This is a genomic window from Methylocystis sp., from assembly GCF_051061285.1.
GTDB lineage: Bacteria > Pseudomonadota > Alphaproteobacteria > Rhizobiales > Beijerinckiaceae > Methylocystis.
This window is the reverse complement of the sequence record NZ_JBPFEA010000048.1, coordinates 38,519-64,682: the sequence shown is the minus strand read 5'-3', so window position 1 is coordinate 64,682 and position 26,164 is coordinate 38,519. Positions and strand designations below refer to the sequence as shown.

The following is a 26,164-nucleotide window of genomic DNA, read 5'->3' as shown; positions in this document are numbered from 1 at the left end:
ATGGTCAATCCGTTTCAATTCCTACAGGAAGTCCGCGCCGAAGCGGGCAAGGTCACCTGGCCTTCGCGGCGCGAGACGCTCATCACGACCGGCCTCGTCATCCTGATGGTGCTATTCGCAAGCCTGTTTTTTGTCGTCGTCGATTCGGCGCTGCGTTTCGGCGTCGGGCTGATGCTGGGCGTCGGTCAATAGACAATTGGAGCTAGTCGCGCCGCTATGAGCATGCGCTGGTATATCGTTCACGCCTATTCGAACTTCGAAAAGAAGGTCGCTGAGGCGATCCGCGAGGGCGCGGCGCAGCGCGGACTCGCCGACCAATTCGAAGAGATTCTGGTCCCGACCGAACAGGTCATGGAAGTGCGACGCGGACGCAAGGTCTCCGCCGAGCGCAAATTCTTCCCCGGCTATGTGCTGGTGAAATGCGAACTCACCGATCAGGTGTTCTCGCTGATCAAGAATACGCCGAAGGTCACGGGCTTTCTCGGCGCCGACAACAAGCCGATGCCGATCAGCGAGGAAGAGGCCCTGCGCATCAAGGGCCAGGTCGCCGATGGCGTCGAGCGGCCAAAGCCGACGATCATGTTCGAGGTGGGCGAGACGGTGCGCGTCGCCGACGGGCCTTTCGCCTCTTTCAACGGCCTCGTCGAGGAGATCGACGAGGCGCGTTCGCGCCTCAAGGTCGCCGTATCGATCTTCGGCCGGCCGACGCCGGTCGAGCTGGAATTCGCCCAGGTCGAGAAGGTGTAAGGCCTAACGCGCGGGCGATCTATCCGGCCCGCTTTCTCCCTTGGCGCCGCCGTCCGCGGGCGCATCTTTCCGCTCAGGGGGCGCCACGGCGCAACGCTGCGCTCGGCACGCCGGGCAAACGCCGCGCCATCCGTAATAATAGAACCCGATTCCAGCGAGCAGGCCAGCCCAGCCGAGCAGCGTCTCTCCCATGTATAAATTGGAGAAGATCATCGCCGCGAGTCCGGCGGCCATGAAGGCGAGGCGCTTTGCGTAATCTGACATGCAGGCTTCCTTTCCTCGATGGAGGTGGGAAGCCGGAGACAAAGGCGCAATGCGGCGCTATGTTGGGTCGGCGCATTTCCGCAGTCGATGGAAGCCGCGATGAGCGACGAGCCCGAAAATTTCACGCTGGCGCTGCTGCGCAAGATTGACGGCAAGGTGGACGGCCTTCGCGAAGAGATGGCGACGAAGAGCGACGTCGCTGACGTCCGCTCGGAGCTTCGCTCCGAGATTCATTCGCTGCGCGCCGACGTGGCCTCGGACATGATGAATCTGGAAAAGCAGATCAAGGAGCAAGAGAAGCGCTTGAGCGACCAGATTTCCGGTTTGCGCCGCTCGGTGATGGAATATCATTCCTCGCAAATCGGCCACGGCGTTCTGCTGACCGAATTCGTGGAGCGCCTGCGCAGGCTCGAAGAGCACGTCGGCCTCACGCCCGAGGGGCATTGAGGCTCACAACGGAGGGCGACGCAATCGCCCGGCGCCAAAAGCAAGACTCGCATCACGCTTCTGCGCGTTACGTCATGTAGCGCCCGGCGTTGAGATGAATCGTCTGTCCCGTCAGATATTCCGTTTCGATGATCATGCGCACGGCCGGCCAGATTTCGTCGGGCCGTCCCGTCCGTCCCAGCGGCAGATCGGATGGCGGCGGCAGGTCCATTCCGGCCAGCATATCGGTCTCGATCAGCAGCGGCGCAATGGCGTTCGCGGTGATGCGATCTTCGCGCAGATAGAGGGCGTAATAGCGCATCAGCCCTTCCATGCCCGCCTTGGACGCCGCATAGGCGGCGGAGACCCTGCCGCCGATCCGCGAGGCCCCGGATGACATGAAAATGAGCCGCCCGCCCTCTCGCTTGAGATGCGGAATGGCCGCCTGCGACACGTAGAAGGCCGAAAGGAGATTGGCGTTCAGTGTCTGCTGGAAGGTCGCGGCATCCAGTTCGTCGATCGTTCGAATGATTGCCGCGCCCGCATTGTTGATGACGCAATCCAATCGGCCGAACTGATCGATACATGCGTCAACCAACCGCCGCGCTTCGTGTTCGTCGCTCACATCCGCCCGAACTGCGCAGGCGCGCCCGTCCGCGCTCTGGATTTCTTCCACGACCGCCGCAGCCGCCGCCTCGTCCGATCGATAATTGACCACCACCGCGATTCCATATCGGGCGCAGTCCAGCGCCAGCCGGCGCCCGATGCCGCGCGACGCGCCGGTGATGATCACGACGGGCTCGATGTTCGTCCCCACGCTCTTTGCCCTCCTGACAGTCATTTCGTGTTACGGCGGACAGACGACGTTGGTGAGTTGGTCTTCCGCCAAATGCCGAGGTTCCGATGGCGCGAGCGATTCTTGCAAGAGACAGTCGCAAGACCGGGTCGCTCTTGCCCTTTTTCGCGCCTTCCCCTAAAAGCCGCCATTCCTTGGACGGTCCCGCCGCCCGAGGAATTCATACGTGGCGGGTTTGCCCTGACGCCATCGGGGAACTCCAGACCGGACCACGACCTGCAACCGGCGCCGACGCGTGAAATATCGCGGCGGGCGCCTTTCGTTGGAGAAAGCAAATGGCGAAGAAAATCGCCGGCTATATCAAACTGCAAGTGCCGGCCGGCGCGGCCAATCCGTCGCCGCCGATCGGTCCCGCGCTCGGCCAGCGCGGCCTCAACATCATGGAGTTCTGCAAGGCGTTCAACGCCAAGACGGGACAGATCGAGAAGGGGACGCCGATCCCCGTCGTCATCACCGCCTATCAGGACCGCTCCTTCACCTTCGAGATGAGGCAGCCGCCGGTCAGCTTCTTCCTCAAGAAGGCGGTGGGCCTCAAGATCGGCAAGAAGCCGGCCTCCGGCTCCAAATTGCCGGGCCGCAACGTCGTCGGAAAGATCACCCAGGCGCAGATCCGCGAAATCGCGGAAAAGAAGATCGTCGATCTCAACTGCGCCTCGATCGAATCCGCGATGTCGATGATCGCCGGCTCCGCCCGCGCGATGGGCCTCGAGGTGGTGGAGTAAGATCATGGCGCACATCGGAAAACGCATTGCCAAGTCCCGCGAGGGCATCGAACGCACCAAGCTCTATCCCCTCACCGACGCCGTGAAGCTGGTGCGCGAGCGCGCCAAGGCGAAATTCGACGAATCCGTCGAGATCGCCATGAATCTCGGCGTCGACCCCAAACACGCCGACCAGATGGTGCGCGGCGTCGTCAATCTGCCGAACGGCACCGGCCGCGTTCTGCGCGTCGCGGTCTTCGCGCGCGGCGCCAAGGCGGACGAAGCCAAGGCGGCGGGCGCCGATGTCATCGGCGCGGAGGATCTGGTCGCGACGGTGCAGGGCGGAACGATCGATTTCGACCGTTGCATCGCGACGCCGGACATGATGCCGCTCGTCGGGCGGCTCGGCAAGGTGCTCGGCCCGCGCGGGCTGATGCCGAACCCCAAGGTCGGCACGGTGACGATGGACGTCGCCGGCGCGGTCAAGGCCTCAAAGGGCGGCGCGGTCGAGTTTCGCGTCGAGAAGGCCGGCATCGTGCAGGGGACGGTCGGCAAGGCCTCGTTCGACGACGGCAAGCTCGTCGAGAACATCAAGGCCTTCGTCGACGCCGTGGCCAAGGCGAAGCCGCAGGGCGCCAAGGGCACCTACATTCAGCGCGTCGCGCTCAGCTCCACCCAGGGACCAGGCGTGAAGATCGACGTGTCCAGCCTGGGCGCCGCCCCGCACTGAGCGGACGCCTTTCGACAAAAAAGCCGGCGGGCGACCGCCGGCTTTTTTGTTTTGGTTCATCCAACGTAAAGACTCGCCGCGCCAAAACAGACGGCGAGAACGCGTCGCGGCCCCCTGTCGCAGGGGCTTTCGCCGCCTTGTGCGGCTGAGCTTTTGTCAATAGGTTCCGCGCGGGCGACGACGGGCGGCGGCTCCGGTTTTTCGCTTCATTCAAAGGCGCGCGCGCCGTTTTCGCTTGCTCTCGGGATTTGCGCTTCATGTCCGTGCTGATCGACAAGAACACCAAAGTCATCACCCAAGGCTTCACCGGCAAGACCGCCACCTTCCACTCCGTCCAGGCCCTCGACTATGGGACCAAAATGGTCGGCGGCGTCTCGCCCGGCAAAGGCGGCTCGATCCATCTCGATCTTCCGGTCTTCGACACGGTTCTCGAGGCGCGCGAAAAGACCGGCGCCGACGCCTCCGTGGTCTATGTGCCGCCGCCGGGCGCCGCCGACGCCATCTGCGAAGCGATCGAGGCGGAGATCCCGCTGATCGTCTGCATTACCGAGGGCGTTCCGGTTCAGGACATGATCCGCGTCAAGCGCGCGCTTTGCGGCTCGAAGTCGCGCCTCATCGGCCCCAACTGCCCGGGCGTCGTCACCGCCGGCGAGAGCAAGATCGGCATCATGCCCGGCAATATTTTCTCGCCCGGCTCGGTCGGCGTCGTGTCGCGCTCCGGCACGCTCACCTATGAGGCGGTGTTCCAGACGACGCGCGAAGGCTTAGGTCAGACGACGGCCGTCGGCATCGGCGGCGATCCCGTCAAAGGCACGGATTTTATTGAAGTGCTGGAGTTGTTTCTCGCAGACGAGGCAACTAAGTCCATCATCATGATCGGCGAGATCGGCGGGGCGGCGGAGGAAGACGCGGCCCAATTCTTGAAAGACGAAGCCAAGCGCGGCCGCAAGAAGCCGGTGGTCGGATTCATCGCGGGCCGCACCGCGCCTCCCGGCCGCCGCATGGGTCATGCGGGCGCGATCGTCTCGGGCGGCAAAGGCGACGCCGAAAGTAAAATCGCAGCCATGGAGTCGGCGGGCATCAAAGTGTCGCCCTCGCCTGCGAGGCTGGGAAAGACCTTGGTCGAAGCGCTGAAGGGCTAGCGCTGGCCCGCTCATCGCTTCGAAAGTCGTCGGCGGCCTTGAGCGCCGGCGCTTTTGGGAAAGATTGAGATGGCGCGTTTTGAAACCAATGGCGGCGCCGGACCCGCCGCGCCGGTGGGCGCGCGCACGCCGCAAAATGACTTTCTCGCTTCGACATCCTTTCTGCAGGGCGCGAACGCCGGCTATCTCGAGAGCCTGCTTGCGGCTTATGAGGCCGATCCCTCCTCGGTCAGCGCCGACTGGCGCAATTTCTTCGCCGAGATAGGCGTCAGACCGCAAGACAAGGCCGTCGCCCACGGCCCGAGCTGGGCGCGGCGCGACTGGCCTCAGCCGAACGGCGAATGGGTGAGCGCGATCATCGGCGAGGCGCCGGCGCCTGTAAAATCGCCAGTTGTTCCCGTCGCCGCGCCGACGCCCGGCGGCGAGGACGTGTTGCGGGCGACGCGCGACTCCGTCCGCGCCCTGATGATGATCCGCGCCTATCGCATGCGCGGCCATCTGCACGCCAATCTCGATCCGCTCGGACTGGAGCAGCGCTACGATCACGGCGAGCTCAATCCGCAGACCTACGGGTTCTCCGACGAGGACTACGAGCGCAAAATCTTCCTCGATGGCGTGTTGGGGATGCGATACGCCACGCTCTTTGAAATGGTCACGATCCTGCGCCGCACCTATTGCGGGACGATCGGCTTCGAATTCATGCATATCTCCAATCCGGAGGAGAAGGCCTGGCTGCAGGCGCGCATCGAAGGCCCGAAGAAGGAGATCGTCTTCACGCCGGAAGGCAAACGCGCAATTCTCAACAAGCTCGTCGAGGCGGAAGGTTTCGAGAAGTTCCTCGACGTCAAATACACCGGCACCAAGCGTTTCGGCCTCGACGGCGCTGAGTCCATTGTCCCGGCGCTGGAGCAGATCATCAAGCGCGGCGGCGCGCTCGGCGTCCAGGAAATCGTTCTCGGCATGGCGCACCGCGGCCGTCTCAACCTGCTTTCGCAGGTGATGGGCAAGCCGCACCGCGCCCTCTTTCACGAATTCAAGGGCGGCTCCTTCCTGCCGGATGAAGTCGAAGGCTCCGGCGACGTCAAATATCACCTCGGCGCATCATCGGATCGCGTATTCGACGACAACAAGGTGCATCTCTCGCTCACCGCCAATCCGTCGCATCTCGAGATCGTCGATCCGGTCGTGCTCGGCAAAGTGCGCGCGAAGCAGGATCAGCATCATTGCGCCGACGGCAACCGCCGCTCGGTGATGCCGCTCCTCATCCACGGCGACGCGGCCTTCGCCGGCCAGGGCGTCGTGGCGGAATGTTTCGGCCTTTCCGGATTGAAGGGGCATCGCACTGGCGGCTCGATCCACTTCATCATCAACAATCAGATCGGCTTCACCACCTACCCACGCTACTCGCGGTCCTCGCCCTATCCGTCCGACGTCGCGAAGATGGTCGAGGCGCCGATTCTTCACGTGAATGGCGACGACCCGGAGGCCGTCGTTTTCGCCGCCCGCGTCGCCGCCGAATTCCGTCAGCAGTTCCAAAAACCCGTCGTCATCGACATGTGGTGCTATCGCCGCTTCGGCCATAATGAGGGCGACGAGCCGGGATTCACCCAGCCGCTGATGTATAAGAAGATCCGGGCGCACCGCACGGCGCTCGATATCTATGCGGACCGTCTGATCGCGGAAGGCGTGACGACTCGCGAAGACGTCGATCGCATGAAGGAAGACTGGCGCACGCGCCTCAACGAAGAGTTCGAAGCGGGCCAGAGCTACAAGCCCAACAAGGCGGATTGGCTCGACGGCCGCTGGGCGGGAAAAAAATCCGGCTGGCAACTTTCGGAGAACGAGCGTCGCGGACAAACCGGCGTGGCGCTCGAGACGCTGCAGCACATCGGCGCCGAGATCACGTCGACGCCGCCAGATTTTCACGCCCACCGCACGATCCAGCGTTTTCTCGACAATCGAAAGGCGGCCATCGAACATGGCGGGCCGATCGACTGGGCGACGGCCGAAGCGCTCGCGATCAGTTCACTGCTCTATGAAGGCTACAATGTGCGGCTCTCCGGGCAGGACAGCGAGCGCGGCACCTTTTCGCAACGTCACAGCGTGCTCATCGATCAGGAGAATGAAGCGCGTTATCTGCCCTTCAATCACATCGCCGAAGGCCAGGGCCGCTACGAAGTCGTCAACTCGATGCTTTCTGAAGAGGCGGTGCTCGGCTTCGAATATGGCTATTCGCTGGCCGAGCCCGACGCGCTGGTGTTGTGGGAGGCGCAATTCGGCGATTTCGCCAATGGCGCGCAGGTCGTCTTCGACCAGTTCATTTCATCGGCCGAGCGCAAGTGGCTGCGCATGTCGGGACTCGTCTGCCTCTTGCCGCATGGCTACGAAGGCCAGGGTCCGGAACATTCCTCGGCGCGGCTCGAGCGCTATCTGCAGCTGTGCGCCGAAGACAATATGCAGGTGGCCAATTGCACGACGCCCGCGAACTACTTCCATATCCTTCGCCGTCAGCTGCACAGAAGCTTCCGCAAGCCGCTGGTGCTGATGACCCCGAAATCGCTGCTGCGTCATAAGCGCGCCGTCTCGCGGCTCGGCGAGATGGGGATGGCCTCGAGCTTTCAGCGGCTGCTGCTCGACGACGCCGAAACGGCGCCGAACGAGACGTTCATCCTCAAAGCCGACGACAACATTCGCCGCATCATTTTGTGTTCGGGCAAGGTCTATTACGATCTCCTGGACGAACGCGAGAAACGCGGCGTCGACGACGTGTATCTGCTACGGGTCGAGCAGCTCTATCCTTTTCCGCTCAAAGGCCTCGTCGCGGCGCTCGGGCGCTTCAGGAACGCCGACGTCGTGTGGTGCCAGGAAGAGCCCAAGAACATGGGCGCCTGGTCCTTCGTCGACTCCTATCTCGAATGGGTGCTGACGCAGATCGGCGGCAAGTCGAAGCGCGCCCGCTACATTGGACGCACCGCCTCGGCGTCGACGGCCACGGGCACCATGTCCCGGCACCTCGCACAGCTGAAATTATTCCTGGAGGAAGCGTTCGCGCCTTGAGACGCGACGCGAGCGAAGAGAGAGCCGATGGCTGAAATACGCGTGCCGACCTTGGGCGAATCGGTGACTGAAGCGACGATCGGCCGCTGGTTCAAGAAGGCGGGCGACGCGGTGCGCGCGGATGAGGCGCTCGCCGAGCTTGAAACCGACAAAGTCACGCTCGAAGTCAACGCCCCCGCCGCCGGCGTGCTCGCCGAGATCGTCGCCAAGGAGGGCGAAACTGTCGGTCCTGGCGCGCTGCTCGGACAGATCGCCGAGGGCGCCGTCGCGCCGGCGAAGAGCGGCGAGACCGCCGGCAAGAGCGCCGCGCCTAAACCGGCGCCGGCCCCCGCAGCGCCTGCGCCCAAATCCGCTTCGGCTCCGGCTGCGCCGGCCGCGACGACGATGCCGCCGGCGCCCGCCGCCGCCAAGATCGCCGTCGAGCAGGGGATCGACATCGCTCAGGTTCCCGGCAGCGGCAAGCGCGGTCAGGCGCTGAAATCGGACGTCGTTCAATTCGCCGCGCGTCAGGCGGCTGCCACGCAGCCCGCGCAAGAAGGCCGCGTCCAGGAGCTTCCCGCCCAGGAAGCGCGAGTCGAGGCGCCGGCGCCCCGCGTCCCCATTCCGCAGGAAGACGCCCGCCGCGAAGAGCGGGTGAAGATGACGCGCTTGCGTCAGACGATCGCGCGCCGGCTGAAAGAAGCGCAAAACACCGCCGCCATGCTGACGACGTTCAACGAAGTCGACATGTCGGCGCTCATCGAATTGCGCAAACGCTACAAGGAGGCGTTCGAGAAGCGGCACGGCGTGAAGCTTGGCTTCATGGGCTTCTTCGTGACGGCCTGTTGCCAGGCTCTGGAAGAGATCCCCGCCGTCAATGCGGAGATCGACGGGACGGACATCATCTACAAGCGGTTCTGCCACATCGGCGTCGCCGTCGGCACGGAGAAGGGACTCGTCGTGCCGGTGGTGCGCGACGCCGACCGTCTGTCGCTCGCCGAGATCGAAAAAACCATCGCCGAACTCGGCCGCAAAGCGCGCGAGGGCGCGCTCGACATCGCCGATCTGCAGGGCGGCACCTTCACGATTTCCAACGGCGGCGTCTATGGTTCGCTGATGTCCACGCCGATCCTGAATGCGCCGCAATCGGGCATTCTCGGCATGCACAAGATTCAGGAGCGCCCTGTGGTCGTCGACGGCGAGATCGAAGCGCGGCCGATGATGTATCTGGCGCTTTCTTACGATCACCGTGTCGTCGACGGGAAGGAGGCCGTGACTTTCCTGGTGCGCGTCAAAGAGTTGCTCGAAGATCCTGCGCGGCTGGCGCTCGGCCTGTAGCCGCGACCCCTTCAAAATCTCCAAAGGCTACACATCTAATTTCAGACGGCGCGCCGACTATGGGCGCCGTCGGCGGGGCGAAAGGACCGCCATGGAGGTAGAGATGGAAATGAAAACCGCCACCGAAACCAGAGAGTCTCCGCTGACGCCCGAGCAGTTCGCGCAGCTTGGCGATGGCCTCATCGCTTATGTGCGGTCAATGCGCTCGGAAGACGTCAACCGGCTTTACCCGCAGGCGCCACAGATTGCGCCAGGGCTGACGATCTTTGCGCTTTTCGGCGCGGATGGCGCGCCGATCGTGCTTGCGGATTCGGAAGAAGGCTGCATCGGCAACGCCCGTGAAAATCATCTCCAGATGGTGAGCCTGCACTAACCCTCCCACGACAGAGGCGCGCCGCCGGCGCGCCTGCCTCCCGGCCCAGATTAAGCGCAACTCATCCGTTAGCTTCTCTGCTGTGCGCCGTTGTGGCTCTCGGCGGTGAGCTTCGACGCGAGCACCTTGTCGAGTCGGCGTCCGTCGAGGTCGATGACCTCGAAGCGCCATCCGAGCTTCTCCACCGTTTCGCCGAGAGTCGGAAACCGAATGAGCCCGTCGAGGACGAGGCCGGCCACCGTTTCAAAGCTCCTGTTCTCGGGGAGCGCGACGTGCAGGAGTTCGGCCATTTCGTCGACCGGCATCCAGCCGGCGAGCAGCCAGCTGCCGTCTTCGCGCTGAAGCGCCTCGGGCTCTTCATGCCCCTCGTCGGACCTGAACGCGCCGGCGATGGCGTCGAGAATATCGGCCGGCGTCACCACGCCTTCGAAATGGCCATATTCGTCATGCACGAGCGCCATCGGCGTCTCGGCTTCGCGCAAAACATTCAGCGCGTCGAGCGCGTCGATCGAATCGGGCACGACCGGCGCCGACCGAACATGGGCTTCTAGGTCGAGCGGCTCGCCGCGCAGCGCGGGCCCGAGCAGGTCTCGAATCAGCAGGACGCCGATCATGTCGTCCATATCGCCCCGGCTGACGGGCAGGCGCGCATGGGACGTCTCGATGAGCTTCTCGCGCAGAAGGTTCTCGGGCTCGCCGAGATTGAGCCAGTCCACCTCCGTGCGCGGGGTCATCAACGCGCGCGCGGCGCGGTCGCCCAGCCGCAGCACGCCAGCGATCATCTGCTGTTCGTCGGCCTCGATGGCGCCCGCGGAATGCGCCTCGGCGACGAAGGTCTTGATTTCCTCATCGGTGACCGAGGACTGAAGCTCATTCGCCTGGCCGACGAACAGCAAGATGAGCTTCGTCGACTCATCGAGCAGCCAAACCACCGGCGTGCCAAGAGTGGAAAGCAATGTCATTGGCGCCGCCATGCGGCAGGCGATGGCTTCCGCATGGCGCAGCGCGATGTTCTTGGGCAGCAATTCGCCGATCACGACGGAAAGATAGGTGATGAAGCCGATGACGCCGCCATAGCCGATCCAATCCGCCGCAGGCCCAGAGAGACCAAGGGCGCGCAACTCTTGCGAAAGCCGCTGACCAAGCGCGGCGCCGGAAAAGGCGCCCGCGAGGATTCCGACGAGCGTGATCCCGATCTGCACGGTGGAGAGGAAACGTCCCGGATTTTCCGCCAGCGCCAACGCGGCGGCGGCGCCGCGGCGACCTTCGGCGGCCAAAGTCTTCAGCCGCACTTTGCGCGATGAAACGATGGCGAGTTCGGACAACGAGAAAATCCCGTTGATAACTATCAACACAAGCGCGACGGCAAGCTCGAACATGACTCCTGATAGGGCTTTCTGCGAAGGCTCTCAAGCAAATGGCGCCGGCAAGCGTTGACGGCGACGATATTTGTCTCCTGGACGTCGATCTCGCCGAAGAGGACGGCCTCGACCGGTCCGAAAACGACGATTTGCCGCGGATCGGGTTCCGAAAAAGTTGTCAGACTTTTTCGATGAGAACCTGCTCCACCATTGATTTTGAACGATCCCTTATCGATCAGTCGCGGGCCGCGATTTCGATCTTCTTGACGACCCGCGCCGGCTCTGGCCGCGCCAGATCGATGGAGAGCAGACCGTTGACGAGATCGGCGCCGAGCACCTGCATTCCTTCGGCGAGGAGAAAGGCGCGCTGAAACTGCCGCGCGGCGATGCCGCGATGCAGGAAATGGCGCTCTCGCTCTTCGGTTTGGCGCCCGCGAATGACGAGCTGATTTTCTTCGAGCGAGACGTCGAGCTGGTCGCGGGTGAAGCCCGCGACGGCCAGGGTGATCCGAAGCCGCTCCGGCGCGCTCTCGACGCGCGGAATGCGCTCGATATTATAGGGCGGGTAGCCGTCGGAGGCGGTGCGGGCGACGCGGTCGAGCGCCCGTTCGACCTCATCGAAACCGAGCAGAAACGGCGAATTGAGCGGCGGACGCGACATGTCGTTGAAGCCCTGTTGGCGCCTCTTCGGCCAGAGCCCGTAAAGCGCTCCGGCTACAGCTATATGGCCGGGCCGGCCGCGCCATTCAAGCGCGGCCGATGCGCGCGGCCGCCATTGACGCGGGAACGCCAAACGCCCATGTGCGAGCAAGCTTCCCCTTAAGAGCGGCGACCATGGGCCGAGCACAGCATCTCTTCCTCGCGATTGTCCTTGCGATCATCCTTGCCGCGTCATTCGGAGCGCGGGCGGTCGCCGAAACGCCGCCGCCGATCATCGCCCCCGAGAGCGAACGCTTCACGCTGACCCCCGCCGAGGGCGGCTACGTCCGGCTGAATAAAGAGACCGGCGCCCTGTCCTATTGTTCGGTGAAGGACGGCGTCACGGCGTGTCGGCTCGGCGCCGAGGAGCGCGCCGCGTTCGAGGCGGAGATCGAGCGTCTGCGCAAGGAGAACGCCGCGCTCAAAGCGCGCGCCGAGGCCGCGCCCGTCCCGCCCACCGCAAGGCCGAACATGGCTCCGAGCGAGGAGGAATTCGAGCGCGCGCTCTCCTTTACCGAGCGCTTTCTGCGCCGCATAATGCGCCTCTTCCGCGAAGAGACGTCGCCCGGAGGCGCTCTGTGAGGGCCAGAGAGAAGATGCATCCGTAGGAGCGCCCCAATGGCTGATCAGGGACCTTTCGCCAATTGGCCGCATCTCGACAAGCCGCGCCAGCCTGAGCGGCCGGAGGCCCCGCGCGACGTGCTTCTCCTGCCGAGTTCCGATAAAATATCACAGGAAACCAACCAGATGGCGTCGAACAACACGCTTGAAAATTTCCTCGGCGGCTCGCCGCTAAACACTTTCGCGCGATTGCTCGTCATTTCGCTGGTCGTGGGCGCCCTACTGATGTGGCTGGAACTGCGGCCGATCGACATTTTTCGCGGCGTCCAGGCGTTCTTCGACCGCATCTATCAGTTGGGCTTCGGCGCGGTGCGGGAGCTTGTCAGCTATGTGCTCGCCGGCGCCATTTTCGTCGTGCCGGCGTGGCTCGTTCTGCGGCTCATCAATGTGGGCGCGAGCAAGCGATGAAGCTGACTGTGGAGACCGAGCAGGAGGTGGACGGCCGTTGGATCGCCGAAATCCTGGAAATTCCCGGCGCGTTGAAATACGCCACAACCCGGGAGGGGGCCATCGCTCAGGTGGAGGCGCTGGCCCTACGCGTCATCGCAGACCGCATTGAACATGGCGAACGCCCGACTGAGCCGATTCATATCACTTTCGCGGCCGCATGACGCCATGGCCGGGCGTAAAGGCGAAGCGTCTTAGTGCAGCGCTGGAAAGAAAAGGCTGGACGGAAAAGCGATCCGCCGGCTCTCACCGAACGCATGCCAAAAGTGGGTTCCCAGATTTCATATTTGCTTTTCACGATGGCGAGGAGATTCGGCCACGAATGTTGGCGAGGATAGCCAAACGAACAGGACTGGCGCGGGAAGATCTATAGTCTTCGGCGCCGGCCGATGCTCGACGTCCGATCCGGATCTTCGAGGAGCTGGCCGATGCCGTCGCGGCGCGGCGGCAGCGGCGGTGGAGGCGGCGCATAGGCCTCCGGTCCGGCGACGGCTCCAAACCCGTCCCGCGCGCCAACTCCGGGCCCCTCGAAGGCGGCGAGCGGCGGCTGGCCCGTCGTGTCATTGTCGGTCTCGTCATCCGCCGCCGGCGGCGCGCGCCGCCCCTGAGCGATCAGCGGCGACGGGTCGGGCGGCGGCAGCGTCTCTTGCGGCTCGGGCTTGCAGATGCTGCGTCCCGAGCGGCCGTGCAGCGCCAGATCGACGTGAATATGGTTGTAGTGGAAGGCGTTGGAGCCTGGCGACAGCACCGTCGAGAAATGCCCGCATGAGCCGCGATGCACGTCCATCAGGAAGGCGCGCGTCTGTTCGTCGCCGCGGCGCCAGTCGCGCACAAGCGTGATCTCGCGGCCGTCGGCGAGCACGAAGCCGCCGATGTCCAGCGCATTGCCGAAGGAATGTTCAGAAAGCTGCGCGCCGCGCTGATTGTTCATGCCGCGGCAGGCGTAAGAGCCCATCGAATTGATCTGAACCACCTGCTGTCCGAAGCGCGCCTGAGCGGCGGGCTGGACGGTGTCGGCGAGCCAAGCGTCGAGCTCGGCGACCATCGAGCAGTCGAGGGTGGCGGTCGCGTTGAAGGAAACGGCCCCGCCCTGCAGCGCCGTCACCTTGAACGGCCTGGTGAGGCCGCAAATGCCCGGACCGTCGACTTCGGGCGCGAGCGCGATGTAGTCGGAAGGGTTGACGCGTCTTTCGGCGAGACAGGCGTTCTCAGCCTGCGTGCGCCAGGCCGGCCGTTGCGGCTTTTGCCCGATCGAGCAAGCGGAAAGCGTCGCCGCGACGAGCGCCAGCACGAGCAGCGAGTGATGGGCGCGGCGGACCATGCCGCGAGGATGGGCGCCAGGCCGTTAATTCAGGGTCGAGAATTGTGGTTAATGCTCAGATATTTGAGGACTGTGGCGGGCGATCCACACGCCCGCGCAAGCTGCACGGGATGCGCTGCGCATGAGCGCGGTAGCGCGGGAGGCGTGATCAGCGAGCAAATCTGCTCAAGCGCCGCTTCCATGATTCGCCGGCCTTGAGTTCAGTCTTCAACACCCATTTCCTTCGAATCGTCCTGATCGCCCGCGACGATGTCTTGAGAATGACTTCCGGTTCCGGTTCTTTCACGCGCGGCGCCGAGAGAATCGGGGCCGCCACTGCTGGCTGCGGCTTCACCTTTTTGGGTTCCGCAGGAACGGCCTCTGCAACTTTGGCCGGCTGACGCACACGACGCGTCCGCGTTGATGCGCCTCTCGCCGGAGGATCGCTAATGACGTCGTTTTCCAGCAGGTTCGGGAGCACGCGCCCCCGAGGGCCATTCGGCTCCGGCGGAATTTGGGAACGGTCAGCCGCTCTGCCGCCGAAAACCGCGTCCGCCGCGTCTAGAGCCGCCAAATATGTGGCGTCACGTTCGACCTCGACGGCCGCCGCAGCGCCCGGGTCCCTAAGAGATATGCTCCCAGCAGCATTTTCAGCCTCTTCGATCTTCCAGGGATTGGAAATCCGAGATTTGGGAGACCGACCTTTATATGCCGTTATGAACGGACGCGTGGGTTGGCGCATTGAAGCTGAAGATCTTTCTGTTGACGTATATGGCAAGGAAGGTCGTTTGAAAGACCCGCCTCGGCACAAGCGTAATTGAGTATTGAGAAAACGCTCGGGCACGACGCTCAGTCCAAGCGTCTGGGACGAAGGACGTTTGCTACATATAACAGAAAAGGCGCAACACGTCACCGTCAAGGCGCGCTGATGGCGTAAATCGGACATTGCCGATTTGCGCCTTGTTCAGCTCCTTGAACCAATTGCGCGCTCCTTTTGCTTCCCTTTGCTGGCGGCGACCCTAAGTTCGTATCGGACGGCGGCGTGCATGGCGGACAATGTAGAGTCCAAACTTAAATTCGTCTTTCGCCGAGACGTGGCGCGCTCACATCCGTTTTGAGCCGATCAGTCAGGTTGCAGACACACGCTGCGGCTGTGGGCGTGGCTGCGTCCTGCTATCTCGGAAATATTGTGCACCCCCTCTAGAAAAGCTTCAGGTCTATCCCAACTGAAAAACCATCAAGCGCTGCGGTTTGCTTTTTCTTGTCTCTTGAACAACGAATGAGTCGGAGCGTTGCTGAAAGACCCGTTAAACGATCTCAGTAAAACCCTCCATCCGCTCGCCTGATATGTCGGCGCAACGTGAGAAGACAGAAGTCCGTTGTCGTTCATTTGGGAGATTTAGTCATGCGAAACATGCTCGCTGCAGCGACGGTCGGCCTCGTCGCTTTTCTCGTCCAGGACATTGCCCAGGCGGCCACCGCCCAAAGTCCGGCCGTGCTACGCTCCGGACCAGGAACGTCGTGGCGTAAAGTCGGTCAGATCCCGGCCGGAGCCGATGTGCAGGTATTGAGCTGCAACCCGGGCTGGCGTCACAGCTGGTGCCAAGTCCGCTTCGGTTCGAAGACGGGGTGGGTGAACGCGCCTGCGCTCGGGACGTCCGGATCGCAGGTCTTCGTTGCGCCAGTTGTGACGACTGACGCAGCCAGTCTTAAACGGCGCGCCAGCATGTTTTCCTCGGTTATCACGGTGATTCCCGGCGGCAAAAAGGTCGATGTCCTTCGCTGCAGAAGTGGACTCGGCAGGGGCTGGTGCCGCGTCTCTTATCAGGGCAAGACCGGATTCGTCAGAGGGGGTCTTCTGACGCGCCAACGGTCCGTCATTCCCCGTTAAGAAGGCGCGGGCGCGGCGAGAGAAAGCGGCCGCGAAGCCGGCGCAAAAACGTCAAGGCGCAAATCGGACATCGCCGATTTGCGCCTCTTCTGTTCAGGTCAGCGCCTGCGCAGCCTTAACCGGCCTTACGCGCCTTTGCCCTCGCCTTTGCGGCCGCGCATAAAGGATTCGAACTCCTCGCGGTCGCGGGCGCGGCGCAGCTGGTCGATGTGTTCGGCGAAGTCGCGCTCCGCTTCGGCGAGCTTGCGGCGCTCTTCCTCGAGACGCGCGAGTTCGCCTTCGCGCCATTCGTCGAAGGCGACATTGCCGGTCGAGCGCATGAAGGAGGGGCCGCCCCAAGCGGCCGATCCCTCTCGAGCGACGCCGCTCACGGCGTCCTTCACCCGCGCGCCCTGCTCCTGTGCGAAGGCGAAGAAATCGCCCTCAAAGCCCTGGCTGCGCTGCCAAAGCTTCCAGACCAGCATCGCCAGGCCGAGCGGCCAGAAGATCAAAAAGCCAAGGATCACCGCCGCGATCTCGTAGGGCCTCCAGGACATTCGTCCGCAACGCCCCCAGGGCGATCCGCGCTCTCCGGATGACGACATGCGAGAATAACGATGGCAGCTCATGATGGGCTCCAGTTTGTCAACGGCGCGCCCGCCGCCAAAGCGGGGCCGACACCAATGTAATATGCATTAACATTGGCGCAAGGGAAAGCGCCGCGCCAAGAAATCGGCGCGGCGCCGTCAGGCGCTTGCGGTCGACGTGCGGACGCCGCCGTCGAGCGGCGGCGCCGGAGAGGTTCGGAACTGGAAGCGTTTCGCGTCGGGAAATCAGGCCGCCTTGCCGCTCAGATCATCTTCAAGCACGGCGTCATCTGCGAACGGCACGGTCGTTTCGCGCGTCGCCTCCGGCTCGATTTCGATGTCGATTTCGAGCAGCGACATGTCTTGCTTGCGATGCATCTTCACCATGACCTTTTCAGGATCGACGTTGATGTGCTTGGAGATCGCGATGAGGACTTCCTTGTGCAGCACGGCGATGAGATCCGAATCGCGCGCCGATTTGCGTTCATGCGCGAGAAGGATCTGCAGGCGCTCGCGCGCAACCGGCGCGGTGGCGCCGCGTCGCCCGAACAATCCGAAAATATTCATGCCGCCCTCCGACCAAAGAGCCGAACGAAAAGTCCCCTCTTGTCAGCGGGAATGTTCACCGGCAGTTTTTCGCCACACAGCCTCTTCGCCGCTTCCGAATAGGCGCGCGCCGCGGGGCTCATGGCGTTGTGAAGAATGATCGGCGCGCCGACGTTCGACGCGCGCAGAACGTCTTCGCTCTCCGGCACGATTCCAAGCAGCGGTATCGAGAGAATTTCGAGCACGTCGTCGACGCTGAGCATCTCGCCGCGGCCCGCGCGCTGCGCGTCATAGCGCGTCAGCAGCAGATGCTTCTCGACGCGCTCGCCCTTTTCGGCGCGTTCGGTCTTGGCGTCGAGCAATCCGATGATGCGATCGGAATCGCGCACCGAGGAGACTTCCGGATTGGCGACGACCACCGCGACGTCGGCGAAGCGCATCGCGAGCGTCGCGCCGCGTTCGATGCCGGCGGGACTGTCGCAGACGATCCAGTCGAATTTTTCGCGCAATTCGCCGATGACGCGCTGCACGCCCTCTTCGGTCAAGGCGTCCTTGTCGCGCGTCTGCGACGCGGGCAGCAGATAGAGATTGTTCAAGCGCTTGTCGCGGATGAGCGCCTGATGCAGCTTGGCGTCGCCCTGGGCGACGTTGATGAGATCAAAGACGACGCGCCGCTCGGCGCCCATGACGAGATCGAGGTTGCGCAGACCGACGTCGAAGTCGACGACCGCGACCTTGTGACCCTGTTGGGCCAGCGCGGCCCCGAGAGCCGCGGTTGACGTTGTCTTTCCGACGCCCCCTTTGCCGGAGGTCACCACCAAAGTCTTGGCCATTTTTCGTCCTCTCTTAATCGAGCCGCGCGATCTTGACCGTCTCGTTTTCGAGCCAGGCCTGGATGGATTGACTCTGAACATTTGCCGAGATCTCGTCGGCGGTGAGATAAACGCCGCAAACCGAGAGCAGCTCGGCTTCGAGCTTGCGGCAGAAAATTCGCGCGCGCTTTTCGCCATAGGCGCCGGCCATCGCGCGGCCGCGCAGCGTTCCGTAGATATGCACGGAGCCACCCGCCATGATTTCCGCGCCCGACGCGACGGAACCGATCACGGTCACGTCGCCGTCCGGGTGATAAATCGACTGACCGGAGCGCACCGGCTCCAGCAGGATCAGCGGCGTAGCCGATGGAGCCGGCGGCTCGGACGCCTTGACATCGACGGCCTGCGCGCCGCCGGCGCCGAGCGCGTTGGCGATATCCTCGAAGGCTGCTTCTTCGCTTGGGGACAGCGTTCCAGGATTTGCGTCTTTGGCGCGCGTTGCGCCGGCGTCCGGCGGCGGTTGCGGGGTGGCGCGACCGCCGGCCAGAATCGGCGGTAGATCGTCGCCGGCCCATGACGGGTCGACGCCCGACAGTCCCATGACGCGTATGGCGCGCCGGGCGAGATTTTCGAGAAGCTCGGTGAGCTGCGGTCGCTCGAGCGTCAATTTGGCGAGGTCGATGACGATCGATTTCCGGCTGAAGAAGGCGGGCGACTGCTCAAGCAACGCGTCCAGCTGCTCGAACCAGCCTTCGATCGGCTGCTCAGGCTCCAGCGTCAGAACGGGAAAGGACCTGCCTCTGAAGCGGATGTGTCGGGATGACGCTTGCGTCACGGAAGCCCTCACGCAATTAGGATTTGCGTCATTTGAGGGCGTTAACGTTAATGAAGGATTAAAGCGCGCGCGTAATTTGGCGCCCGGTCGCGCTTTATCAAGAGATTATGCCGGCGCGGCTTTGGCGCGCGCCGCAGCGCTCTCCATGACGCCTTGCGCGGCGCTCTCAAGCACCAGCGCCGGATCCGCGCTTTTGACAGGGTCGAAATGACCGGAAATCGTCAGCATCGCGACGCCATGCGCCAGCGACCATATTTGCAGCGCCGCGTAGCGCGCGCCTTGCGCCGGCGCGCCCGCCTGCTGCAGCCAGGCGACCACGGCGCGCCAAAGGATTTCGAGCGCATGGTCGGCGGCGCCGCCCGCTCCCGGATCGGCGAGCGTCTGCGCCTGCCCGAACATGGCTGCGTAAAGCCCCGGTTCGTCCCGCGCGAATTTTAGATAGGCGGCGCACATCGCCCGCATCGCGCTCTTGGCGTCGGGCCGGCCTTCGTCCCACGCCGTTTCAATTCGTGCGCCAAAGGTCTCGAAACCGCGGCGCGCCAGCTCGCTCATCAGCGCGTCGCGTCCACTGAAGTGACGGTAAGGGGCGGCGGGCGAAACGCCGGCGCGGCGCGCCGCCTCGGTGAGCGTCAGCGCCGACGGTCCGCCTTCGGCGAGAATCTCAAGAGCGGCGTCGATCAGCGCCTGTTTGAGCGACCCGTGGTGATAGCCTCGCTTATTGTGCATCTCTCACCCCGGCGCGGATCGGCGTCATCGCCCCGTCGCCGAGTTATCCCGAGAGCTTGGCGACGAGCGCGTCGGAAACCTCGAAATTGGCGTAGACGTTCTGCACGTCGTCATTGTCCTCGAGCAAACCGACGAGCTTGAGGATTTTCTCGCCGGAATCATCGTCGACCTTGATCGTATTCTGCGGGCGCCAGATGAGCGCCGCCTTGCGCGGCTCGCCGAATTTCTCCTCGAGAGCCTTGGCGACGTCGCGCAGCGATTCGACGGACGTGATCACCTCATGCGTCTCGTCGGTTGTCGAGACGTCGTCGGCGCCGGCGTCGATCGCCGCCTCCATCATCGCGTCCTCCGTCGCCGCCTTCTTATCGAATTCGACGAGGCCGACGCGATCGAACATGAAAGAGACGGCGCCGGTCTCGGCGAGCGCGCCGCCGGCCTTGGTGAAATAGGAGCGCACCTCGCCGGCCGTGCGGTTGCGATTGTCGGTCAGGGCCTCGACGATCACCGCGACGCCGCCGGGCGCGTAACCCTCGTAGCGCACCTCATCATAATTTTCGGCGTCGGCGCCGGAGGCCTTCTTGATCGCGCGCTCGATATTGTCCTTCGGCATATTCTCCGCCCGGGCCTCGAGAACGGCGGCCCGCAGCCGCGCGTTCATATTCGGGTCGGGCAAGCCCATCTTGGCGGCGACGGTGATTTCTCGGGCAAGCTTCGAAAATAGCTTGGAGCGGATCGCGTCCTGCTTGCCCTTCTTGTGCATGATATTCTTGAATTGACTATGCCCGGCCATGCGCTCTCGCCCTGCTCCTCGATCAATCTTCGCCTTTCGGCGTCCGGCGGGTCATATACGCCGGACGTATACGGAAATAAAGAAAAGCGCCAAGGAGAGCATGATTGAGCGCGAGCGATGAAGAGCGAAATTCTCGGCCTGAGCCCGATGGGCGGGCTCCTCCCGCACTCCCGGCGCCGCACATCCCTGACCTCGCCGCCGCCAAGCGGCTGCAGGCGATCCTCTCCAGTCCGTCCTATCACAAGGCCGACGAGGACATTCATTTCCTGACCTCGGCCGAAGCCCGCGGCCCCCGACTGGAGCTGGAATATCTCAAGGCTGAACTGCTGCTGCGACGCCATGGCGTGACCGATACGATCGTCGTCTTCGGCTCGACTCGCATCGTCGAACCCGCCTTAGCCGAAAGCCGCCTCGCCGAAGCGCAGGCGCTCGCGACGGCAAATCCCAAGGACGCGACCCTCGCCAGACAGCTCGCGGCGGCGAAACGCGTGTGCGAAAATTCGCGCTATTATCAAATCGCCCGCGAGTTCGGCGCGCTCGTTGGCGCCGCCCGCCAGAGCGGCGACCAGCCGCGCCTCGCGATCGTCACCGGCGGCGGACCGGGCATTATGGAGGCCGCGAACCGCGGCGCCTTCGAAGCGGGGGCCGAGACGGTGGGGCTCAACATCACCCTGCCGCACGAGCAGTTGCCCAACAGCTACGTCACGCCGTCGCTTTGCCTGCGCTTCCGCTATTTTGCGCTGCGCAAGCTGCATTTCATGCTGCGCGCGCGGGCGCTGGTCGCCTTTCCGGGGGGCTATGGCACTTTCGACGAATTGTTCGAGACGCTCACGCTTGTGCAGACCGGTAAGGTCAAGCCGATCCCGATCATTCTCGTGGGGGAAAACTATTGGCGACGCGCCTTCAACGTCGATTTCCTGGTCGACGAGGGCGTGATCGACGCGCAGGACCGCCATATCTTCCGCTACGCCGAAAGCGCTCCGGACATTTGGGCGGAAATCCGGCGCTGGGGCGAACGCAAGGAGGATCTCCTATTCGAATGAAGGCCTAGCCTGTGTCGGCGATCGCCTGCCCGATCGCCTGCCCGATCCCCTGCCCGATCCCCTGCCATTGTAAAGCCTATGCCCTGCCATATCTCAGCTAACGCGGCGCAAGGCGCGCGCTTTTTTAAAAAGGGAGAATGACCATGAGTTGGCTTAAAGCCATCGCGGGCGGCGTGATCGGCGCCGAAGCCCTGAGCCTTATTAAGGATTATGTGGAGAAGCAGGGCGGCCTCGACGGCGTCGTCAAGAATTTCGAGAACTCCGGACTGGGGAAGCAGATCCACTCCTGGGTCGGCCTCGGTCCCAATGAAAAGATCAGCGAGATGGACATCAGCAAGGTGGTCAACGCCGACAAGCTGATGGAAATCGCCAAGAACGCCGGCGTCGACATCGACAAGGCGAAAGCGCTTCTCGCCCAGTATTTGCCCGAGGCCATCGACAAGGCGACGCCGGAAGGCAAACTGCCGCCGCCCGACAAACCGGCGTAAGCGGACCTACGCCGTTCTCGACGCTGCGGACGGCGGCGCCTGCCGCCGTCCGGCCTGTTCCCGCCCACGCTCTTGCTTCAGGCGCCCTGATTCTGTAATTGCGTCGCGCGCGCCCTTTTGCGCCGCGCTAGGGCGAGAAACGCCCTGAGGCCGCGCGGCGGCGGGGGCTTCGCCTTCGCCACGGCCGCCGGCCAATTTGAATAGGACCATTAATGACCAAGCGCGCGTTGGTGACCGGCGTTACAGGACAGGACGGCGCCTATCTCTCCCAGTTTCTACTCGACAAGGGCTATGAGGTGCATGGCGTGGTGCGGCGCTCGTCGCACCGGGGCGTCGAGGACCATCGCCTGCGTTGGCTCGGCATCAGCGGCAAGCTGAATTTGCACGACGCCGATCTCGCCGATCTCTCAAGCCTGCTGCGCACCGTGCAGGCCGTTCAGCCGGACGAAATCTATAATCTCGCGGCGCAATCCTATGTCGCATCGTCCTGGCGCCAGCCCCTCCTCACCGCGAACGTCACCGGCGTCGGCGTGACCAACGTGCTTGAGGCGATGCGGCTCGGCGCGCCCAAAGCGCGCTTCTACCAGGCGTCGTCCTCAGAAATGTACGGGCTCATCCAGGAGCCGATGCAGAGCGAGAAAACGCCCTTCTACCCGCGCAGCCCCTATGCCGTGGCGAAGCTCTACGGCCATTGGATCACGGTGAACTATCGCGAGAGCTTCGGCCTTCACGCCTCCTCGGGCATTCTCTTCAATCATGAAAGCCCGCTGCGCGGCGTCGAATTCGTCACCCGCAAGGTCACGACCGGCGTCGCCGCGATCAAGCTCGGCCTCGCCACCGAGTTGCGGCTCGGCAATATCGACGCCAAGCGCGACTGGGGGCACGCCAAGGATTACGTGCGGGCCATGTGGCTGATGCTGCAGCAGGAGAAGCCGGACGATTACGTCGTCGCAACCGGCGTCACCACCACGGTGCGCGATATGTGCCACATCGCTTTCGAGCACGCCGGCCTGGACATGGAAAAATTCGTCATCATCGACCCGGCGTTCTATCGTCCGGCCGAGGTGGACGTTTTGCTTGGCGATTCCAGCAAGGCGCGGCAGGTTCTTGGCTGGACGCCGGAGATCGATCTTCGCGAAATGATTTGCGAGATGGTGGACGCCGATCTCGCGCGGCTGCGGCGCGAGTCGGCCTAACCTGAAAAGGGCGCCCGCGATGGCCGCCTTCGAGCGCATCTTGGTGACCGGCGGGGCCGGATTTGTCGGCGGGCACCTCTGCGCCACTTTGGCCGAGGCCTATCCGCAGGCGACGCTGTCGCTGCTGCTGCGTCCCGGCGAACACGGCGGCCATGAGGCTTTCACCGCCGCCGTCGCGGATCTTGTCGACGAAGCGGCGATCGACGCGCTGATTGCGCGGGCGCGTCCCGATCTCGTCGTGCATCTCGCGGGTCAGTCGTCGATCGGTCAGGCGCCGCACGCCGCCGAATTGACCTGGCGGGCGAATTTTCACGGCTCCTTCGCGCTCGGCTCGGCGGTCGCCCGTCACTGCCCGACGGCGGCGTTTCTCTTCGCCTCGACGGCGGCCGCCTATGGCGCGAGTTTTCGCGACGGGGTTTTGAACGAGGACGCCCTGTTGCAGCCGATGGACGTCTACAGCCGCTCCAAGGTCGCCGCCGAGAGCGCGCTTTCCGATCTGCTGGCTGCCAAAGGGCGACTCATTGTGGCGCGGCCGGTCAATCATTCAGGACCCGGCCAGCGCAATCGCAACTTCGCTCTCGCCTCCTTCGCCGCGCAGATCGCGGCGATCGAGACCGGCCGCGCCGAGCCGCGACTCCTGGTCGGCGATCTCTCCAAGGCCCGCGATTTCCTCGACGTGCGCGACGTCGTCGACGCCTATATGCGGCTGATCGAAAAAGCGCGGGATCTGCCCGCCTCCGTCTCGATCTTCAACATCGCCTCCGGAACGGCGCATCGCCTGGAAACGCTGCTCGAGCGGTTGCGGGGGCGGGCCAAGGCGCAATTTGCGATCGAGGTCGATCCGACGCTGCTGCGCCCCCAAAGCGACATCGCCAGCGTCGCCTGCGACGCGACGAGACTGACCGAAGCGACCGGCTGGCGTCCCCGCCACGACATCGACGACATGCTGCAGGCGCTCCTCGACGACGCCCGCGCGGCCCAAACGCAGGCCGCAACGGCGACGTCATGAGCGAGCGGCAAAATCGAGAGCCCGAGCAGGCGCGCGAACGCATCCGCCTGCTCGAATTTCAGCTCGATCATTTGCGCGCCGAACTCCTGCATCTGACTCATGAGCGCTATCGGCTGATCTACTCGGTCTCCGGCCACATCTATCGCTTTCTCCGACCGATCGAAGCGTTCTTCGCCGACGCCGCGAACGCGCTCAGAGCGCGCTTTCGCCCGCCGCCACCCGACGCGACGACGCCATCGACGTCTGGTGAGGGCGCGCCGCCCGCTCGCGCGCCGCTGCCGGCGCGAAGGCTGCTGGTCGATGTGACGGGAACGATCAAGCGCGACGCCGGCACCGGCATTCAGCGCGTCGTCAAGGAAGTGACGCGCGGCCTCTATAGCGGCGAAAGCTTCGACCTGCCGGCTCTGGCGGTTCGCTGCGAGGGCGGCCGGCTGCTGACCGCCAACGGCTTCGTCGCGGAGCTTGTCGGCGGCGACATTGCGCCCGACTCCGAGATCGCGATCGCCGGCGGCGACCGCTTTCTAATGCTTTCCGACAGCTGGAACGCCTTCGACGAACTCGCGCCGATTTTCGCGAAGATTCGGGACGAGGGCGGCGAGGTCGTCACCTGCATCTTCGATCTCATTCCGGAGCTTTATCCGCACGCCTGCCACGAAGTGACGGTGCCGCGCTATCGCGCCTGGCTGCGCAAGGCGCTCCTCGAGAGCGACAGTTTCCTGGCGATTTCGCAAACGGTCGCCGACGAACTCGCCGACTATGTCGCTGCGCATGGGCTGCCGCATCGTCCCGGCCTCAAGATCGGCTGGTTTCACTGCGGCTCCGATCTTGCGCTGCGCGCAGACGCCGCGCCGCGCGACAAGGTCAAAGCGGCGGTCGCCGGCGATGCGCCGGTCTTTCTCGCCGTGGGCACGATCGAACCGCGCAAGGGTCAGCGCGTCGCCCTTCGCGCCTTTGAAGAACTCTGGGCGAGGGGGCGCGACGTCCGCATCGTCTTCGTCGGCCGGCGCGGTTGGTTTGAAGAAGCGGTGGCGAGCGAAATTCTCGAACACAAAGAATTCGGTCGTCGGCTGTTCTGGTTCGACGATTCGGACGACGACGAGCTTTCGTTTCTCTACGATCACGCGGCCGCGCTGATCTTCCCGTCCTATGCGGAAGGTTTCGGCCTGCCGATCGTCGAGGCGGCGCGGCGCGGCCGCCCGGTGATCTGCAGCGATATCCCGGTCTTTCGCGAGGTCGGAGGGGCCGGCGCGCTCTATTTTCGCGTCAATGACGCCAGGGCGCTGGCCGAGACGATCGCCGACTTTCTCGACGGCCGCCGCTTCGCCGACCCGGACCAGGTCTTGCGCGACGCCTGGCGCGACTCCGCGCGGCGCATCGTCGAGGTGATCGCGCGCGAGGACTGGAGCCGGCGCCTGCATTAGCCTGCCGGTTTGCGCCGCAGCATGAGAATCGCCGTATTTCCGCGCTCCGTGAAAGCATGGTAGATAGGCGACCAATAGGTCGTGCGGCCCGGCCAGCGCTCTTGCGGCGCGCTGGACCGCACGACTTTTCGCTTCCAATGCGGGTAGGGCTTTCGCCTTCTCCCACGCCAAAAACGGAAACGCTCTCCATGCAGATCAATATTCCGCTTCTCAATCAGCAGACGCCGCAGACCGTGCTCAAGATGATCAATCTCGAAGCGTCGCAGCTCTCGCTGCCGGATTCGCGCGAATTGATGTGGGGCGCTTTCGGCGCCTATGGCGTGCTCCAGGCGATCGCGCAGTCGTTCAACCACTCGCTGCTCGGGAGCCTGATCTACGGCGTGATGAGCGTGGTCCTTCTCTACGGCGGGACGTACGGCCTGCTGCGCGTTCTGAAAGAGGATGCAAAGTTTCAGCGCACAGCCACGGCGCTCGCCATCATGAGCGGGCTTGCGGCGCTCATCTATACTGTCCTGCACCTCCTCTTCGGCATCGCCCTGCCGCCGCCCTTGCCGACCGAAAAGCTGCTGCGCTTTCTGCTCTTTCCGATTCTGATTTGGATGGTGTTCATGTACGCCTTCCTGTTCCGGCACGTGTCGCTGCGCCCGGCGCCGGCCTTCTTCGCAGCGGCGCTGTTCGTCATCGTCATCGAAGTGATCCTGTCGCCGATCAGCAGATAGCGGCAAATCGATACTCGGACGGCGCGGCGCCCGGCCGCCGCGTTTCGCGGATTTCGCGAATGCCTCGCATGTGATCGACGG

General features: G+C 63.9%; 31 protein-coding genes. 20 read left to right on the top strand and 11 right to left on the bottom strand.

The window, feature by feature from the left end; translation table 11 throughout:
- Together secE and nusG are read left to right on the top strand one after the other, a co-directional pair.
- Positions 1-192, top strand: a complete 192-nt coding sequence (gene secE / locus ACR65T_RS16855) for a preprotein translocase subunit SecE (RefSeq protein WP_014891463.1) — start codon at positions 1-3, stop codon at positions 190-192.
- A gap of 24 nt (positions 193-216) precedes the next feature.
- Positions 217-747 carry a transcription termination/antitermination protein NusG gene (gene nusG, locus ACR65T_RS16850; RefSeq protein WP_018406586.1) on the top strand — a complete coding sequence of 177 codons (531 nt, stop codon included), beginning with the start codon at positions 217-219 and terminating at the stop codon, positions 745-747.
- A gap of 3 nt (positions 748-750) precedes the next feature.
- Here nusG and ACR65T_RS16845 read toward each other — a convergent pair whose 3' ends face one another.
- Positions 751-1,011 carry a hypothetical protein gene (locus tag ACR65T_RS16845; RefSeq protein ID WP_123174329.1) on the bottom strand — a complete coding sequence of 87 codons (261 nt, stop codon included), beginning with the start codon at positions 1,009-1,011 and terminating at the stop codon, positions 751-753.
- 99 nt (positions 1,012-1,110) lie between these two features.
- Here ACR65T_RS16845 and ACR65T_RS16840 point away from each other — a divergent pair, with 99 nt between their 5' ends.
- On the top strand, positions 1,111-1,458 hold the full coding sequence (locus tag ACR65T_RS16840) for a hypothetical protein (protein WP_434497569.1): 348 nt from the start codon (positions 1,111-1,113) through the stop codon (positions 1,456-1,458).
- Positions 1,459-1,525: 67 nt separating this feature from the next.
- Here ACR65T_RS16840 and ACR65T_RS16835 read toward each other — a convergent pair whose 3' ends face one another.
- Positions 1,526-2,254: an SDR family NAD(P)-dependent oxidoreductase gene (locus ACR65T_RS16835; RefSeq protein ID WP_434497568.1), complete on the bottom strand. Its 729-nt coding sequence runs from the start codon at positions 2,252-2,254 to the stop codon at positions 1,526-1,528.
- 314 nt (positions 2,255-2,568) lie between these two features.
- On the opposite strand from ACR65T_RS16835, the gene rplK reads away from it, so the two are divergent.
- The 6 genes from rplK (at position 2,569) to ACR65T_RS16805 (ending at position 9,613) form a co-directional block, all read left to right on the top strand.
- Positions 2,569-3,015, top strand: a complete 447-nt coding sequence (rplK, locus tag ACR65T_RS16830) for a 50S ribosomal protein L11 (RefSeq protein WP_434497567.1) — start codon at positions 2,569-2,571, stop codon at positions 3,013-3,015.
- A gap of 4 nt (positions 3,016-3,019) precedes the next feature.
- Positions 3,020-3,724 (top strand): 50S ribosomal protein L1, encoded by a 705-nt coding sequence (gene rplA, locus ACR65T_RS16825; protein ID WP_434497566.1) that lies wholly within the window; start codon positions 3,020-3,022, stop codon positions 3,722-3,724.
- A 257-nt stretch (positions 3,725-3,981) separates the two neighbouring features.
- Positions 3,982-4,866 carry a succinate--CoA ligase subunit alpha gene (sucD, locus tag ACR65T_RS16820; protein ID WP_175093938.1) on the top strand — a complete coding sequence of 295 codons (885 nt, stop codon included), beginning with the start codon at positions 3,982-3,984 and terminating at the stop codon, positions 4,864-4,866.
- A 69-nt stretch (positions 4,867-4,935) separates the two neighbouring features.
- On the top strand, positions 4,936-7,923 hold the full coding sequence (locus ACR65T_RS16815) for a 2-oxoglutarate dehydrogenase E1 component (protein ID WP_434497565.1): 2,988 nt from the start codon (positions 4,936-4,938) through the stop codon (positions 7,921-7,923).
- 27 nt (positions 7,924-7,950) lie between these two features.
- Positions 7,951-9,240 carry a 2-oxoglutarate dehydrogenase complex dihydrolipoyllysine-residue succinyltransferase gene (odhB, locus tag ACR65T_RS16810; RefSeq protein ID WP_434497564.1) on the top strand — a complete coding sequence of 430 codons (1,290 nt, stop codon included), beginning with the start codon at positions 7,951-7,953 and terminating at the stop codon, positions 9,238-9,240.
- Positions 9,241-9,343: 103 nt separating this feature from the next.
- Positions 9,344-9,613 carry a DUF1150 family protein gene (locus tag ACR65T_RS16805; RefSeq protein ID WP_175093935.1) on the top strand — a complete coding sequence of 90 codons (270 nt, stop codon included), beginning with the start codon at positions 9,344-9,346 and terminating at the stop codon, positions 9,611-9,613.
- A gap of 68 nt (positions 9,614-9,681) precedes the next feature.
- Here ACR65T_RS16805 and ACR65T_RS16800 read toward each other — a convergent pair whose 3' ends face one another.
- Positions 9,682-10,992 carry a hemolysin family protein gene (locus ACR65T_RS16800; protein ID WP_434497563.1) on the bottom strand — a complete coding sequence of 437 codons (1,311 nt, stop codon included), beginning with the start codon at positions 10,990-10,992 and terminating at the stop codon, positions 9,682-9,684.
- Positions 10,993-11,209: 217 nt separating this feature from the next.
- Complete coding sequence (locus ACR65T_RS16795; RefSeq protein ID WP_434497562.1) at positions 11,210-11,635, bottom strand: Hsp20 family protein; 426 nt, start codon at positions 11,633-11,635, stop codon at positions 11,210-11,212.
- Between the two features lie 173 nt (positions 11,636-11,808).
- On the opposite strand from ACR65T_RS16795, the gene ACR65T_RS16790 reads away from it, so the two are divergent.
- Genes ACR65T_RS16790 through ACR65T_RS16775 form a run of 4 tightly spaced genes read left to right on the top strand, consistent with a single transcriptional unit; the run spans position 11,809 to position 13,114 of the window.
- Positions 11,809-12,255, top strand: a complete 447-nt coding sequence (locus ACR65T_RS16790) for a hypothetical protein (RefSeq protein WP_434497561.1) — start codon at positions 11,809-11,811, stop codon at positions 12,253-12,255.
- Positions 12,256-12,291: 36 nt separating this feature from the next.
- A complete protein-coding gene (locus ACR65T_RS16785; protein ID WP_434497560.1) occupies positions 12,292-12,702 on the top strand; it encodes a DUF6460 domain-containing protein in 411 nt (136 codons plus the stop codon).
- Positions 12,699-12,905, top strand: coding sequence for a type II toxin-antitoxin system HicB family antitoxin (locus tag ACR65T_RS16780; protein ID WP_305649495.1), 207 nt, complete (start codon positions 12,699-12,701; stop codon positions 12,903-12,905). The genes ACR65T_RS16785 and ACR65T_RS16780 overlap by 4 nt, the downstream gene beginning before the upstream one ends.
- On the top strand, positions 12,902-13,114 hold the full coding sequence (locus ACR65T_RS16775; RefSeq protein WP_434497559.1) for a type II toxin-antitoxin system HicA family toxin: 213 nt from the start codon (positions 12,902-12,904) through the stop codon (positions 13,112-13,114). The genes ACR65T_RS16780 and ACR65T_RS16775 overlap by 4 nt, the downstream gene beginning before the upstream one ends.
- On the opposite strand, the gene ACR65T_RS16770 is transcribed toward ACR65T_RS16775, so the two are convergent.
- Positions 13,109-14,062, bottom strand: coding sequence for an extensin-like domain-containing protein (locus ACR65T_RS16770; RefSeq protein WP_434497558.1), 954 nt, complete (start codon positions 14,060-14,062; stop codon positions 13,109-13,111). The two genes, ACR65T_RS16775 and ACR65T_RS16770, sit on opposite strands and share 6 nt — an antisense overlap.
- Positions 14,063-15,446: 1,384 nt before the next feature.
- Here ACR65T_RS16770 and ACR65T_RS16765 point away from each other — a divergent pair.
- The gene (locus ACR65T_RS16765; RefSeq protein WP_434497557.1) at positions 15,447-15,932 is read left to right on the top strand and encodes an SH3 domain-containing protein; all 486 of its coding nucleotides are present in this window, start codon (positions 15,447-15,449) and stop codon (positions 15,930-15,932) included.
- A gap of 125 nt (positions 15,933-16,057) precedes the next feature.
- Here the strand turns inward: ACR65T_RS16765 and ACR65T_RS16760 are convergent, their stop codons facing one another.
- The 6 genes from ACR65T_RS16760 to ACR65T_RS16735 form a co-directional block, all read right to left on the bottom strand.
- Positions 16,058-16,468, bottom strand: a complete 411-nt coding sequence (locus ACR65T_RS16760; protein ID WP_434497556.1) for a DUF2852 domain-containing protein — start codon at positions 16,466-16,468, stop codon at positions 16,058-16,060.
- Between the two features lie 276 nt (positions 16,469-16,744).
- Positions 16,745-17,065: a cell division topological specificity factor MinE gene (gene minE, locus ACR65T_RS16755; protein ID WP_434497555.1), complete on the bottom strand. Its 321-nt coding sequence runs from the start codon at positions 17,063-17,065 to the stop codon at positions 16,745-16,747.
- Positions 17,062-17,877: a septum site-determining protein MinD gene (gene minD / locus ACR65T_RS16750; protein WP_014891484.1), complete on the bottom strand. Its 816-nt coding sequence runs from the start codon at positions 17,875-17,877 to the stop codon at positions 17,062-17,064. The genes minE and minD overlap by 4 nt, the downstream gene beginning before the upstream one ends.
- A gap of 13 nt (positions 17,878-17,890) precedes the next feature.
- On the bottom strand, positions 17,891-18,691 hold the full coding sequence (gene minC / locus ACR65T_RS16745; RefSeq protein ID WP_434497554.1) for a septum site-determining protein MinC: 801 nt from the start codon (positions 18,689-18,691) through the stop codon (positions 17,891-17,893).
- A gap of 105 nt (positions 18,692-18,796) precedes the next feature.
- Positions 18,797-19,417 carry a TetR/AcrR family transcriptional regulator gene (locus ACR65T_RS16740; RefSeq protein ID WP_123174345.1) on the bottom strand — a complete coding sequence of 207 codons (621 nt, stop codon included), beginning with the start codon at positions 19,415-19,417 and terminating at the stop codon, positions 18,797-18,799.
- Between the two features lie 43 nt (positions 19,418-19,460).
- Positions 19,461-20,207, bottom strand: coding sequence for a YebC/PmpR family DNA-binding transcriptional regulator (locus ACR65T_RS16735; protein WP_434497553.1), 747 nt, complete (start codon positions 20,205-20,207; stop codon positions 19,461-19,463).
- A gap of 104 nt (positions 20,208-20,311) precedes the next feature.
- Between ACR65T_RS16735 and ACR65T_RS16730 the strand changes: the two genes are divergently transcribed.
- From ACR65T_RS16730 to ACR65T_RS16705, 6 genes are all read left to right on the top strand, one after another.
- Positions 20,312-21,250, top strand: coding sequence for a TIGR00730 family Rossman fold protein (locus ACR65T_RS16730; protein WP_434497552.1), 939 nt, complete (start codon positions 20,312-20,314; stop codon positions 21,248-21,250).
- A 143-nt stretch (positions 21,251-21,393) separates the two neighbouring features.
- Positions 21,394-21,738, top strand: a complete 345-nt coding sequence (locus tag ACR65T_RS16725; protein WP_196401077.1) for a YidB family protein — start codon at positions 21,394-21,396, stop codon at positions 21,736-21,738.
- A 212-nt stretch (positions 21,739-21,950) separates the two neighbouring features.
- A complete protein-coding gene (gmd, locus tag ACR65T_RS16720; protein ID WP_434497551.1) occupies positions 21,951-22,934 on the top strand; it encodes a GDP-mannose 4,6-dehydratase in 984 nt (327 codons plus the stop codon).
- A 19-nt stretch (positions 22,935-22,953) separates the two neighbouring features.
- Positions 22,954-23,943, top strand: a complete 990-nt coding sequence (locus tag ACR65T_RS16715; protein ID WP_434497550.1) for an NAD-dependent epimerase/dehydratase family protein — start codon at positions 22,954-22,956, stop codon at positions 23,941-23,943.
- Complete coding sequence (locus ACR65T_RS16710) at positions 23,940-25,364, top strand: glycosyltransferase family 4 protein (protein ID WP_434497549.1); 1,425 nt, start codon at positions 23,940-23,942, stop codon at positions 25,362-25,364. The genes ACR65T_RS16715 and ACR65T_RS16710 overlap by 4 nt, the downstream gene beginning before the upstream one ends.
- 188 nt (positions 25,365-25,552) lie before the next feature.
- The gene (locus ACR65T_RS16705) at positions 25,553-26,083 is read left to right on the top strand and encodes a hypothetical protein (protein ID WP_434497548.1); all 531 of its coding nucleotides are present in this window, start codon (positions 25,553-25,555) and stop codon (positions 26,081-26,083) included.
- Positions 26,084-26,164: the final 81 nt, after the last annotated feature.